A 13,195-nucleotide genomic window follows, 5' to 3' on the forward strand; every position below is an offset into this window, starting at 1 on the left:
CTGTTATACGCAAGCCGGTTCAGGTATCAGCGCGCCGGTTTTAAACCTTTCCAGGTTCATCACGGAAATGTCGATATCAGGCTCCTCGCCGGAGATTACCTGGGCCATTATTTTGCCCACCACCGGACCAAGCTGCAGCCCGTGACCGCTCCAGCCCACGTCCAGATAAAAACCTTCCACCCCGGTTTTGCCCAGAATGGCCTGGGAGTCCGGAGTCATGTCATATAATCCGGCCCACTGGCGGACCACCCGGACTTTCTTCAAAACAGGCATGTGGTAGGTAATCTTCCTGGCCACATCCTCCAGGAACTGCCAGGTGGATTCCTCATTGAAATCCTTTACCTCGTGTTCCGGGTCTCCCACTCCCAACAGCAGGCTGCCGTGGGGAGTCTGTTTGAAATAGGTGCCGTGGGTAAAGGAGATAACCATGCAGGGCAGGAACATTTCCAGGGGCTCGGTGACCAGTATCTGGTGCCTTTCCGGGTACAGCGGTATGTCCAGGCCCACCATTTTTCCTATCAGCGCCCCATAAGGCCCGGCGGCGTTAACCACCACCGGGGTTTCAATTACTTCCCCGCTGTTTATCACCACGCCGGTGACCCGGCCGCCGGCAACCCTGATATCCACCGCCTCGGTCCGGGTCATTATCTCCACTCCCAGTCTAGCGGCGGCGTCGGCATAAGCCTGGGTCACATGGAAGGGATCCACGTGCCCGTCCTTTTCATTGAAGGAAGCCCCCACCACACCCTCGGTGTTCAGGGTCGGCACTATTTTAAGTATTTCATCAACGGTTAATATCCGCGTGCCCGCGTTCATCAGGCTGTTCTGCAAAGCGGCGTTGGTTTTAAATTGCTCCAGCTGGCTCTCGGTATAGGCCAGCATCATGTAGCCGCCCTGCATCAGGTCGATACCCCGGGGGTAATCCAGTTCCTGTGCCAGATTCTCCATCATTTTGACACTGGTGGCTGACAGGCGTATGTTGATCTCCGTGCCGAACTGGTGCCTGATGCCCGCCGCCGACCTTCCGGTGCCGCTGCTGGCCAGATAGCTTTTCTCCAGCAGAACGATTTTTTTATAACCCTTTTTGGCAAGGTGATAGGCGATGGAGCAGCCGTGCACGCCCCCGCCGATAACCACAACGTCGGCCTTTTTACTCATCTTCTTTTTCACCACCCAACAAAATGCCCAGTTTAACCGGCTTAACCGGCGGGCGGAACTTCGGCATTTCAATTTCGTCAAGCTTTTTGCCGGTGGCGGCGGCTATTTCCTGGGCCACTATCTGCCGACAGCCCCTGCCCTGGCAGGGCCCCATGCCGCACCTGCTGATCCTTTTAATCTCATCAATACTTTTAAAGCCCTGGTCAATAAGCTCCCTTATTTCCTCCAGGCTTAAATCCTCACAGCGGCAGACAATAGTTCTATCGGGCATTATTGCTGTCCCCCCACTCTGATATTTCTGACGGACATCACCAGGTCCCTGGGAACCGCGAGCCAGATTACCGGCGTGCGCTCCTGGCCTTTTATCCGCTGCACCTTCACAACCCTGGCCGTTCCTATTTCCTGGCCTTCCCTGTTCAGGGCCGCCACCCGGGAATTGACTTCCGGCACAGGCAGGTACTCATAGGGTATCTTTACCAGCCCCTCATTATCTGAATAAGTGTAGTCCACCACGAATATGGCCAGCCCCGGGCAGTTGGCTATGCATATGCCGCAGCCGGTGCACTTGCCATGGTCAATCCCGGGAAGGTCGTTGATATCCTTGAACTCCTCAATGGCACCCTGTTTGCAGGAAAGATAGCAGGGATTGCAGGGGATTTTTTGAAAACACTCGATAACAGCCACCGGTCCCCCGGCCATTCTCTCCGGGGAAGGGGTTACCCTTTGAATATCCCCTTCCGTCGGGACTCCCGTTTTTATCAGCATGTTGTTGTCTCCCTCCTTCTCCTTTAACTGGCTCCCTATTTTAATCAATCAGAAGGAATGTCCCCTAAACCAGCAATTTAAGGCCGCTGCGGATTTTTTCACCGGCGGGGCCCGAGCGGAGTTCCGCCAGCTGACTCAATGCCCGGCTGCGAAGTTCGTCAAATTCACCGGTGCTGCAACCAATGCTTGCAGCGGCGCAAAGTCCCGCGATTTTGCCTTCCACCATGGCCGCGCTGGCCTCTTCCACGCCGCTGACATCCCCGGCCACATAAATATCCGGCATGGTGGTCATCATATTCTCGTCCCTTACCGGAACATGTCCACCCAGTTGCGAAACGAATTTCATTTTGCAGCCCGCCTGCCAGAGAAGCTCGGTCAGCGGGGTAAGTCCCACCGCCACGCAGATGACATCCGCTTTTATGTCCTTTTCAGTGCCCGGAACCGGCTGCCACTTTTCGTCCAACTGCCAGATGACGGCCCCCTGAACCACCGAATCGCCGTAAGCTTCCTTTATGGTGTGCGATGTGAACACAGGCACCCCGGCCCTTCTTATTTTGGCCGCGTGAACCAGGTAGCCGCCGATATTGGGGGCGGCCTCAACTATGCCGGCCACTTCCACCCCAGCCTGCATCAACTGGTAGCTCACAATAAGGCCGATATTACCGGAGCCCACCATGAGAACCCTTTGTCCCGGCAGCACCCCGTAAACATTGGTTAGGGTCTGGACAGCCCCGGCCCCGTATATCCCGGGCAAATCGTTGTTTGGAAAGGGCAGGCTTTTTTCGGCGGCGCCGGTGGCCACGATATACCTTTGGGCCTTTATCTTCAGCAGGCGCCCCTGATACTCGGCGGTTATGACACCGTCCGGGTAATAACCCAATACGGTGGCCCCCAGCCGCAGTTCAATATTTTTGTATTCCTTGACCTTCTCATGCAGCAATCCGGCTATGTCTATTCCGCGTGTGGAAGCATGCTGCTCCCGGGAGCCGAAAAATTTATGGGTTTGTTTTATCAGCTGCCCTCCCACGAATTCATCCCTGTCCAGGAGCAGCACCCCGGCCCCCATGGAGGCGGCGCTGATGGCGGCGTTCAGTCCAGCGGGGCCGGCCCCGATAATGGCTATATCAGTCTTTAGCAATTAACTCACCCCTCCCCTGCTGGGTTTCAACGCGCATGCCCGCTTTAAGCTTTTCCACGCAGACCCGGACGTTGGGCGTGCCGTCCACCACCATTAAGCAGGACGAGCAATTGCCGATGGCGCAATAAAATCCCCTGGGCCGGTTTTTCTTGTGGCTGTGCCTTAGAATTCTTACACCCGCGGCGTGCAGCGCCGCCGCAATGGGTTCGCCCTCGTACCCCTCGATTTCTTTGCCGTCAAAATAAAATTTGACTTTTTCGCCTCTCTGGAAAGTCAGTACCGGATGTTCTTCAATCCTCAAGTTTACACCCCCGTTTGACTTATTATTTTGGTCAGACCAGAATAAACCACGTTTTTTAAAAAAAATATCGGTTGACAAACTAATTGTCCGTCTTGCGGCACAGGCGGATGAGCCCGGCGCCCGCCGGGCATATTACCTTTACAGGCGCAGCCGGGACCGCCATTGCTCAGAGGATAAACCACAATCCCGGCTGCCCCGCTCACTCCGCTTCACCGTCGTCAATAAGTCTCAATCTTTCTTCCGCCGTATTGATATGCTCCCGGATAAGTCTCGAAGCCGCCTCGGGATCTTTGTTCTTAATGGCCTCATATATCTGGAAATTCTGCTGGCACCAGACCTGGGTATGAACGGGGTCCCGCAGCAGTTCGTTCCGGCTGGGCACGTAGGCTTCCCTCATCAGCCCGGACAGCATCTCCATGATGTTATATAAAACACCGTTTTGCGATGCCCGGGCAATGGCCAGGTGAAAATTCAGGTCGGACTCGCCGGCATCCCTGTTGTTGATCACATCGTTGTGCATTTCCGTGGCGGCTTCCTTTATTTGATACAATTCGGTTTTGCTGGCCCGTAGCGCCGCCAGCCCGGCCACCTGGACCTCAATTATTTTCCTGGCCTCCAGCAGTTCGTAAACGCTTTCCTTTTCCTTCAGCATTATCGCCGCCAGGGGCTCAATAAGGCTCTCCACGCCGATTTTCCTTATATACGCCCCCCCGCCGGGGGTGATGTCTATCATCCCCATTGAATCCAGGGCGGTAAGGGCCTCCCTCAAAGCAGACCTGCTTACCCCCAGCTTTTCAGCCAGCTGCCTTTCAGGAAGCAGCTGGTCCCCCGGCGCCAGGGAGCCGTCCTGGATTAATTGTCTTATTTGGGCCACTATGTCCCTGTAAAGCCGGGTTCTTTTCTTTCTGGTTATGTTCATTTCCTAATCCGCCCCCACCTTCGCAGCATAGCACATTTAACCAATTATGCCGTTCAACCTTTCAACCTTATAACCGCTCCGGCTTTTTATCAGCCGCCAATAATGCTATTATGTCTAATGCCTGTGGCATATCGGCTAAACAGGCCCGGAGGGGGTATTTAGCGTATCTCCCGCTGTTTGCTACTCGCCAAATTTAATTCCCTGGGCCAGTGGCAGGCTGGAGCCCCAGTTGATGGTAACCGTTTGTCTTCTCATGTAGGCTTTCCAGGCGTCGGAGCCGGACTCGCGCCCACCGCCGGTTTCTTTTTCGCCGCCAAAGGCGCCGCCTATTTCCGCGCCGGAAGTACCTATATTGGCGTTGGCAATACCGCAGTCGGAGCCCTCCGGCCCGAGGAACCTCTCCACTTCCATCATATTGGTGGAGAATATGGCTGAAGACAATCCCTGGGGAACGCCATTTTGAATTTCAATGGCCTCATCCAGATCTTTATATTTCAATAAATAAAGAATGGGCGCGAAGGTTTCATTCTGAACCACTTTATAACCTATTTTGGCCTCGGCGATGCAAGGAGTCACGTAGCAGCCGCAGGCGTATTCCTCACCCTCCAGCAATTCTCCACCGTATAAAATGCCGCCGCCTTCCTCTTTCAGACCTTTCAGCGCCTCCATCATGTCCGCCACCGCTTCCCTTTTCACCAGGGGTCCCATGATTACTCCGGCGTCCATGGGGTTGCCGATGGGCACCTGTTTGTAAGCGGCGATTAATTTATTGACGAAGGTCTCGTAAACCGATTCATGAATAACCAGGCGCCTGGTGGTGGTGCATCTCTGCCCGGCAGTTCCCACCGCGCCGAATAAAACCGCCCGCAGGGCCATTTCCAGGTTGGCGTTCTCACTGATAATGATGGCGTTATTGCCGCCCAGTTCCAGCAGGGATTTGCCCAGACGGCTGCCCACGTGCTCAGCCACCCGCCGTCCCATGGGAATGCTGCCGGTGAAGCTTACCAGGGAAATCCTTTTATCTTCCAGCATCATCTGACCCACGGTGGAACCCGGCCCAATCAGTAAATTGAAAATGCCGTTGGGCAGTCCCTGGGCTTTTACAACCTTGTCCACGATTTTCTGCACCGCAATGGCGGTTAACGGCGTGTCGCTGGAAGGTTTCCAGATCACCACGTCGCCGCAAACGGCGGCAATCAAAGCATTCCATGACCAGACCGCCACGGGGAAATTAAAGGCGGTTATTACCCCCACGGTTCCCAGGGGATGCCATTGCTCGTACAGACGGTGCCTTTCGCGCTCACTGGCTATGGTCAGGCCATACAGCTGCCGGGACAGGCCCACCGCGAAATCGGCTATATCAATCATTTCCTGGACTTCGCCTTCACCCTCGGGTAATATTTTGCCCATTTCCAGGGTGACCAGCTTGCCCAGCAAATGTTTGTATTTGCGCAATTCCTCGCCTATCAGCCTGACCACTTCCCCCCTTTTCGGAGCGGGAACAGTTCTCCAGTATTTAAAGGCTTTCCGGGACTCCGCCACCACCTTTTCATAATCCTGCGGAGTGGCCTGATATACCGACGCCACGGTCTCGCCGGTAATTGGCGTGATAACCTCCAGTAGAGAGGCATCCGGGCTTTGCAGCCATTCTCCATTGTGCGCACCGGCATTTTTTTCGCCAATGCCCAGTTCCTTTAAAAATGACAAATCCACTTTCATTTGCAGCACCCCCATTAGGTATTAATAAATTGTGGTCTTATTTCTTCAGGCAACTCCGGCACATCCACGGAACCCTCAACGAATGAAACCGGTGGATGTTATCTGGTTCATATTGGTATGACCAATATGGCGCCAATGAACCCTTCCTTTTTTAACCAATAAGATGGTTTACCACTTTATGATATTGTTAATCATTCGGCCCGTTGAATTGTTGCTTTAAACTATTTTTAAATCTTAACTGGATAACCGTAACCGCCAGAAGTATCGAAGCGCAGCCCAAAAGCTGCATTACCGTGAGTTTTTCTCCCAGCATCAAATAGGCTGAGGCAGCCGCTATAACAGGTTCAAGATTAGCCGTGAGACCGGTTTTTAAAGGCGTCAGGTAGGACAGCCCCTTAAAAAACAGCCCGTAAGGAACAACGGTGGCCAGCACCACGTAATAGATGATTATCAGCCACACCTGGCCGTGATAATGGCTGAAACTTACCAGCGGGTTCTGGTAGATTATCCAGCAGACCGCCCCCACTGCGTAACTCCAGCACATTATGGTCAGCGGGCTGTATTTGGCCAGGCCTCTCTTGGTATAGACGGTATAAAAGGCAAAGGAGGAAGCAGCCGTTAATCCGCTTATCAATCCCTCCGTGCTTACCGCCAGCCCCCCCTGCAAATTGCCCTTGACGATCAGGTATCCCCCGGCGGCGGCAAGAATTATGGCTGTACCGTTAATACGGCTTAACACTTCCTGTCCCCGCAGAACACCATAGGTCAGCACAAAAATGGGAGCCAGATACTCCAGAAAAACCGCCGTGGCCACATTGGTGGCGCTGATGGTGTAAAGATATGTGAATTGCACCACCGCAACACCGATAATTCCCAGGATAAATACGTAAAGGTAATCCTCCCTCTCCAGGCGCAGCAGCTTCTTACTGAACACCGCCAAAAAGGAGAAGATTAATAAAAATGACAGAATCAGCCTTATCTGAACCAGTTCAAAGGGGTCAACATTCATATTGAACATATATTTGGCTATGGGGCCGGATATTCCCCACAGCAATGCGGCGCTGAACACACATATAAAACCCTTTAGCTGCTCGCCCATGAACAACCTCAATTCATCCACCCGACGGTAACGGGAAATTTTGTGACTTTACAGGGACACCTTTTGTCCAAGCCCCTTTTCCAACGCCTTTTGATAAACCAGGTTGCCCACCGCCACATCCAGCAGGGCCATGCCCACGGTTTTGAAAAAGGTTATTTCATGGTTGTTTTCCCGTCCGGGAATTTTGCCCGCTATAACGTCACCTATCTCAACAATGGAATCCGGTTTCAGCAGGCCCTTTTTTAGGGGAATTACAATATCCCCGGCCTCGGCCAGCACAGCCTCCCGGCTGTCCGCCACTATTTTCCCGGCCAGCAGCACGGTATCCTCGCCGATTTCCTGCATCTCCGGGGTAAAGGAGCCGACACCGTTGATGTGAACCCCGTTTTTCAAATCGTCGGCGGATATAACCGGCAGCTTTGAAGTGGTGGCAGCCACTATGATATCCGCTTCCGCCACAGCTTTTTTGGAGGAGGAAACGGGTTTAACGGTTATTCTTTTTCCATACAGTTCCGCCAGTATGGCGGCCATTTCCCCGGCATAGGCGGCGGCCATGTCTTCATTGAGGTCGTAGACCAGCACCTTTTTAATCCGCCTCACCGTGCATATGGCCAGCAGCTGGGTGCGGGCCTGGGCGCCGGTGCCGATTACAACCGCGGTGGAGGCATCGTCCCTGGCCAGATAACGGGTTGCCACTCCCGAAGCGGCTCCTGTGCGAAGCGCCGTAAGATAGCCGGCTTCCATGGCCGCCACCGGCTTCCCGGTGGTCCCGTCAACCATCACCACCAGGCCGTGTATGGTGGGAATGCCTTTTTCAAGGTTTTTGGGATAAACCGATACTATTTTCACCCCCACAGCGTCGCTGCGGGATGAATAGCCCGGCATGAAAAGGGTTACCCCTTCGTATTTAGGAACATTAACCGGCACCCGCAGGGGCACCACCGACTCACCGGCGCTATACTCCTGGTAGGCGGCCTGCACGGCCTCTATGGCTTCAAGCATGGTAACGGATTTGCGCACATCGGCAGCTGATAATACCAGCACGGCAATACCTCCATTATATAACCGTTTTAATGTCCCAGGTATGCTTTTTTAACTTCCTCATTACCTCTTAATTCGCTGGCCGAGCCCTCACTGATTATTTGTCCGGTTTCCAGGACGTAACCGCGGCCGGCCACGGACAGGGCCATCCTTGCGTTCTGCTCCACCAATAGAATAGTGGTTCCCATTTTGTTTATTTCCCGGATAATTTTAAAAATCTCCCTGACCACCAGCGGAGCCAGGCCCATGGAGGGTTCGTCCAAAAGCAGCAGTTTGGGTGTGGCCATCAAGGCCCTGCCGATGGCCAGCATCTGCTGTTCACCACCGCTTAAAGTTCCACCCACCTGCTTTCTTCTTTCCTGAAGCCTGGGAAAACGTTCATATACATTTTTCAGGTTTTCATTAATTTTTGACTTATCTTTTCTTGTATAAGCTCCCAGGGAAAGATTCTCTTCCACGGTGAGGTTGGCAAAAATACCGCGCCCCTCGGGAACCTGGGAAATTCCCTGGCGGACCACCATATGGGCCCCCTTGCCGGAAATACTGCCTCCCTGGTAGGTTATGGAGCCCTCTTTTAACTTGAGGAGCCCCGATATGGCTTTCAGGGTGGTGCTTTTCCCGGCCCCGTTGGCTCCGATCAGGGTTACGATCTCGCCTTCCTCAACCCTGAAAGAGATGCCTTTCAACGCCGGGACAACTCCGTAATGAACCACTACATCCTTAAGCTCCAGCATCTATACCACCTCTTGTTCCAGCGGGTCCTCGCTGCCCAGATAAGCCTCAATAACCTTTTGATTGGTTCGGATTTCCCCGGGAGTCCCCTCGGCTATTTTTTCCCCGTGGTCCAGTACCACGATGTGTTCGGATATATTCATCACCAGATTGATGTCGTGCTCTATGAGTATAATGGTCTTATTTAATTCCTTGCTGATACGCCTGATCAGGGCCACCAGCTCTTCCCGCTCGACGGCGTTCATTCCCGCCGCCGGCTCATCCAGCAGGAGAAGTTCGCAGCCGGTGGCCAGCGCCCTGGCAATTTCCAGAAGCCGCTGCTTGCCGTAAGGCAGGTTGGTGGCCAATTCGTCCAGGTAATCGGTCAGTCCCACAATTTCTATGAATTCCCTGCACTGCTGGATACTCTTGACCCTGTTGGCGGCAACTTTTTTTCCCCCGGCCAGGGCGCCCCACAATCCCTCCCGGCTCCGGCACTGGCTCCCCACCATAACGTTTTCCAGCACCGTCAGCGCGGAAAAAAGTCTTATATTCTGAAAGGTTCTGGCCACACCCATGGTGACCAGCTGGTTGGGCTTAAGGCCGTTAATCAGCTTCCCATTGAAAAGGATTTGTCCCACCGTGGGCTGGTATACCCCGGTCATGGCGTTGAATATGGTGGTCTTGCCGGCCCCGTTGGGTCCTATAATGGCCAGCAGCTGGCCCTCGTCCGCGGAAAAACTGACATCCCTGATGGCCTCCAGGCCCCCGAACCGTATGGTGACGTTTTGTATATCAAGCACTTTCACTGACTTCACCCCGCGGTTTAACAGTTTTTCCATCAAGCATATTCCGGGCAACCAGGTCTTTCATAATGGCGTTGCGGGTTCTCTTTCTGGCGCTCCAGAAGCCGTCCGGCTTGAATATTACTATAACCACCATCAGCGCGCCGAAGATAAGCATCCTGTACTCGGCCATAAATCTCAGCAATTCGGGTACCAGCCCCAGCACCACGGCCCCTATGATAGAGCCGGGAATACTGGCCAGACCGCCCAGCACCACCATTTCCAAAACCATGATGGAATCCATAAAGGTAAAGGAATCCGGGCTTACAAAGGATATGTAAACCGCGTAGAACCCCCCGGCCACTCCGGCGAAAAAGGCGCTGATAATAAAGGAGCTGATTTTGCAGCGCAGGGTATTGATTCCCACCGCCTCGGCGGCCAGTTCGTCCTGGCTCACGGCGATCAGGCTGAGCCCGAAGCCGGAGTTCACTATTCTCCTCATGGCTAATACGGTAAGCAGCGCCAGCACCAGCACCAGATAATAAAAGGGCGTTTTGCTCATAAAAATGTAAGTGCCCAGTTCAGGGGCCGGAATCCCCGGCAGTCCCATCGGTCCCCGGGTGACCTTGTCCCAGTTTAAAAGCACCAGCCTGACGATTTCCCCAAAACCAAGGGTGACAATGGCCAGGTAGTCTCCCGCCAGCCGCATGGTGGGCAGTCCCAGGAGCAGCCCGAAGAAAGCCGTCACCAGCCCGCTGGCGGGCAGCGCCAGCAGAAAGGATACGTTCAATTTAAGCATTAGAAGGGCCGTAACGTAAGCCCCTATACCGTAAAAGGCCGCATGGCCTATGGAAAGCTGGCCGGTGTAACCGGACACAAGGTTTAAGCTTAAGGACAAAATGACAAACAGCCCCAATGTTATCAGCACGTGAATGTAATACTCGTTGCTCACCAGCAGGGGTATCACCAGCAATATGGCCAATAACACCAGCGTGGCGGTTTTGTTCCGCCAATTTAAAGTAAATCTTGCCAGATGCTCCATTTCCCTCACCTACACTTTCTGCTGCTCGTTCCTGCCCATTAAGCCGGTGGGTTTAATAAGCAGTATGATAATAAGCAAGGCAAAGGCTATGGCGTCTTTATAACCCGCGGACAGGTACGCCGCCCCCTCGTTTTCCAGAACTCCCAGCAATAACCCTCCCAGCATGGCCCCCGGTATGCTGCCGATCCCGCCCAGGACCGCCGCGGTAAAGGCCTTCAGACCGGCGCTGTAACCCATAACCGGATATACCGCGTCGTAATAAACGCCGATGAGAATGCCCGCCGCCGCCGCCAGGCCCGATCCTATGGCAAAGGTGACGGATATTATGTTGTCAACATTGATTCCCATCAGCCTGGCATAGTCCACATTGTAGGAGGTGGCCCGCATGGCCACTCCCATTTGGGTGTGATTGACAAAAAGATGAAGCCCGGCCATCAAAAGCAGGGATACGCCCAGCGCCCATATCTGCAAAATACCTATATGGACCTCTCCCAGAATAATAGGGTCGCCCCCGATGTTTGCCGGAAAGGGGTGGGTTGCGGTGCCCCACACCAGCTGCGCGAAATTGACCAGGAATATGGATACCCCCAGCGCGCTTAACAGGGCAATCAGTTTATCCGCCGTCCTAACCGGGCGGTACGCTATCCTTTCAACCAGAATGCCCATGATGGCGGTAATCAGCATTGCTACCAGCAGGGCGGGAACAAATGCCAGATGAAATTTGGTCACCAGCACCAGCCCGATAAAAGTGCCAATCATCAATATATCCCCGTGAGCAAAATTGATTATTTTCAGTATGCCGTAGACCATGGTATATCCAAGGGCAATCAAGGCGTAGAGGCTACCCACAGTGAGACCGTTTACAAGCTGTTGAAAGAACATGTCCATCAGGTCGTTAGCCTCCTTTTGGCGTGTGCCGGGGCGGGAACACAGGTCCCCGTCCCGGTAACGCGGATATTATTTCTGATACAGTGCGAATTTGCCGTCTTTAATTATGAGCTTCAAGGGGTCTTTCATGCAATCGCCGTTTTGGTCGAAGGAGGTAACACCGGTGGCTCCATTGAAGTCCTTGAGGGTTGTCAGGTATTCATTAATTTTGGTGCGGTCCTCGCCGCCGTTTTTAATGGCTTCAAAGAGTATATTGGCCGCGTCGTAAGCGTATGCCGCCCAAATGTCGGGCTCCAGTCCATATTTTGCCTTATAGGCTTCGATGAAGTCCTTGGCTTCCTGGGAGGAAGAATCCTTATGGAATGCGCCCACACACCTTAAGCCTTCCACCTCTGCTCCGCCCAGTTTGATCAGGGCGTCCGAATAGAGGCCGTTGGAACCGAATACCGGCAGTTTGAAGCCGATGCCCTTGCCCTGCTTCAGCAGCATGGCCGCTTCATTGTACTGGCCCGCGATAAACAGTGAATCAGGATTGGCAGCCTTGAACTTGGTGAGAATGGCGCTGAAGTCCTTGGTCTCGCCCAGGTTGTAAGGCTCAATGGCCACAACCTTGCCGCCCAGGGATTCAATCTTGCTCTTGTAGACTTCCGCCAGGCCCTTGCCGTAGTCGTCGTTTTCATAAGCCACGGCTATGTTTTTAAAACCTTCCTCGATCATCCAGTTGGCCACAAACTCGCCGTCGTAGGAGTCACTGGTTATGTCCCTGTAGGTGAACGGACCGGCGTCGCTTATAGCCGGGGAAGTACATCCAATACCGATGTGAGACAGCCCCACCCTGTTGTAAATGGGAGATCCGGCCAGGGTGGTGGAACTGGTGTAGTGGCCCACAACCGCCAGAATGGACTTGTCCGAGGCGAATTTATTGGCAACCGCGGCGGCTTCCTTGGGATCGGCCTTATCGTCCTGCAGGTCCAGCTTCACCTGTTTGCCGTTAATTCCGCCTGCCTTGTTAACCTGTTCTTCAGCCAGCAGCACCGCGTTTTTAATCGTGGTTCCTGTTTCGGCAATTGCTCCGGTAAAGGGTCCGGCAATACCTACTTTGATTTCGCCGCCTTCTCCGGCGGATTTGCTCTCTTCGCCGGATTTTTCACCACCGCCGCCGCAGCCCCCTACCAGGGCCGCGCTTAATACCAGCATTAGTGCGCAAAGCCATAAAGTAATTTTTCTGGACATTTTACAACCTCCTTTTTATTTGACTGGTTTTTCATCTAAATATTTATTAAGCTGCCCCCTCCTTCCAAGATTTAATAAATGCCGCGATTCCTTTAAAGGACTTTAATAAGGGTAGCGGCTATAATTCTATTATCGGCCCGGGAGGCCGATGTTTTCCCCTTATTCCAGCCAAGCCGGACCCCTGGTTTTGTGTAGGTATACAAATTGTAGTCCGTGGTATGACCAATTCGACGAAAAAAAATTAAAATCCTTCCGCCGTTTTTGAAAAATTTAAATTTTCTTAAAAGGTTGAATTACCTTTATAGTCTCACCGCGTCCCCCGGGGCCGGGGGGGGGGGGAAACCGGCCGTTCAACAAAAATAAAAATAAAAATGCCCGGATTCCTGATAGAATTCC

General features: G+C 53.4%; 14 protein-coding genes. All 14 read right to left on the reverse strand.

What is annotated here, in order from left to right; translation table 11 throughout:
- Positions 1 to 3: 3 nt before the first annotated feature.
- Entirely contained in the window at positions 4 to 1,158 is a 1,155-nt protein-coding gene (locus DCCM_RS02745) for an NAD(P)/FAD-dependent oxidoreductase (RefSeq protein WP_104370934.1), read from the reverse strand.
- Positions 1,151 to 1,429, reverse strand: coding sequence for a (2Fe-2S)-binding protein (locus tag DCCM_RS02750; RefSeq protein ID WP_104370935.1), 279 nt, complete (start codon positions 1,427 to 1,429; stop codon positions 1,151 to 1,153). Before DCCM_RS02750 ends, DCCM_RS02745 begins: the two co-directional genes overlap by 8 nt.
- Positions 1,429 to 1,971, reverse strand: a complete 543-nt coding sequence (locus DCCM_RS02755; protein WP_307718790.1) for a 4Fe-4S dicluster domain-containing protein — start codon at positions 1,969 to 1,971, stop codon at positions 1,429 to 1,431. Before DCCM_RS02755 ends, DCCM_RS02750 begins: the two co-directional genes overlap by 1 nt.
- 16 nt (positions 1,972 to 1,987) lie before the next feature.
- Entirely contained in the window at positions 1,988 to 3,061 is a 1,074-nt protein-coding gene (locus tag DCCM_RS02760; RefSeq protein WP_104370936.1) for an NAD(P)/FAD-dependent oxidoreductase, read from the reverse strand.
- Positions 3,048 to 3,362 carry a (2Fe-2S)-binding protein gene (locus tag DCCM_RS02765; protein WP_104370937.1) on the reverse strand — a complete coding sequence of 105 codons (315 nt, stop codon included), beginning with the start codon at positions 3,360 to 3,362 and terminating at the stop codon, positions 3,048 to 3,050. Before DCCM_RS02765 ends, DCCM_RS02760 begins: the two co-directional genes overlap by 14 nt.
- Positions 3,363 to 3,561: 199 nt before the next feature.
- Positions 3,562 to 4,281 carry a FadR/GntR family transcriptional regulator gene (locus tag DCCM_RS02775; RefSeq protein WP_104370939.1) on the reverse strand — a complete coding sequence of 240 codons (720 nt, stop codon included), beginning with the start codon at positions 4,279 to 4,281 and terminating at the stop codon, positions 3,562 to 3,564.
- Between the two features lie 180 nt (positions 4,282 to 4,461).
- Positions 4,462 to 6,000, reverse strand: a complete 1,539-nt coding sequence (gene amaB / locus DCCM_RS02780) for an L-piperidine-6-carboxylate dehydrogenase (RefSeq protein WP_104370940.1) — start codon at positions 5,998 to 6,000, stop codon at positions 4,462 to 4,464.
- Positions 6,001 to 6,187: 187 nt separating this feature from the next.
- Positions 6,188 to 7,111: a DMT family transporter gene (locus tag DCCM_RS02785; RefSeq protein ID WP_231702621.1), complete on the reverse strand. Its 924-nt coding sequence runs from the start codon at positions 7,109 to 7,111 to the stop codon at positions 6,188 to 6,190.
- A 36-nt stretch (positions 7,112 to 7,147) separates the two neighbouring features.
- The gene (locus DCCM_RS02790) at positions 7,148 to 8,143 is read right to left on the reverse strand and encodes an ornithine cyclodeaminase family protein (protein WP_104370941.1); all 996 of its coding nucleotides are present in this window, start codon (positions 8,141 to 8,143) and stop codon (positions 7,148 to 7,150) included.
- A gap of 26 nt (positions 8,144 to 8,169) precedes the next feature.
- Complete coding sequence (locus DCCM_RS02795; protein ID WP_104370942.1) at positions 8,170 to 8,874, reverse strand: ABC transporter ATP-binding protein; 705 nt, start codon at positions 8,872 to 8,874, stop codon at positions 8,170 to 8,172.
- On the reverse strand, positions 8,875 to 9,660 hold the full coding sequence (locus DCCM_RS02800; RefSeq protein WP_104370943.1) for an ABC transporter ATP-binding protein: 786 nt from the start codon (positions 9,658 to 9,660) through the stop codon (positions 8,875 to 8,877).
- Entirely contained in the window at positions 9,647 to 10,678 is a 1,032-nt protein-coding gene (locus DCCM_RS02805) for a branched-chain amino acid ABC transporter permease (protein ID WP_104370962.1), read from the reverse strand. The genes DCCM_RS02800 and DCCM_RS02805 overlap by 14 nt, the downstream gene beginning before the upstream one ends.
- A gap of 9 nt (positions 10,679 to 10,687) precedes the next feature.
- Positions 10,688 to 11,560 carry a branched-chain amino acid ABC transporter permease gene (locus DCCM_RS02810; RefSeq protein WP_104370963.1) on the reverse strand — a complete coding sequence of 291 codons (873 nt, stop codon included), beginning with the start codon at positions 11,558 to 11,560 and terminating at the stop codon, positions 10,688 to 10,690.
- A 75-nt stretch (positions 11,561 to 11,635) separates the two neighbouring features.
- The gene (locus tag DCCM_RS02815; RefSeq protein WP_104370944.1) at positions 11,636 to 12,799 is read right to left on the reverse strand and encodes an ABC transporter substrate-binding protein; all 1,164 of its coding nucleotides are present in this window, start codon (positions 12,797 to 12,799) and stop codon (positions 11,636 to 11,638) included.
- Positions 12,800 to 13,195: the final 396 nt, after the last annotated feature.

Origin of the sequence: Desulfocucumis palustris, assembly GCF_002933875.1 — a bacterium.
Lineage (GTDB): Bacteria > Bacillota > Desulfotomaculia > Desulfotomaculales > Desulfocucumaceae > Desulfocucumis > Desulfocucumis palustris.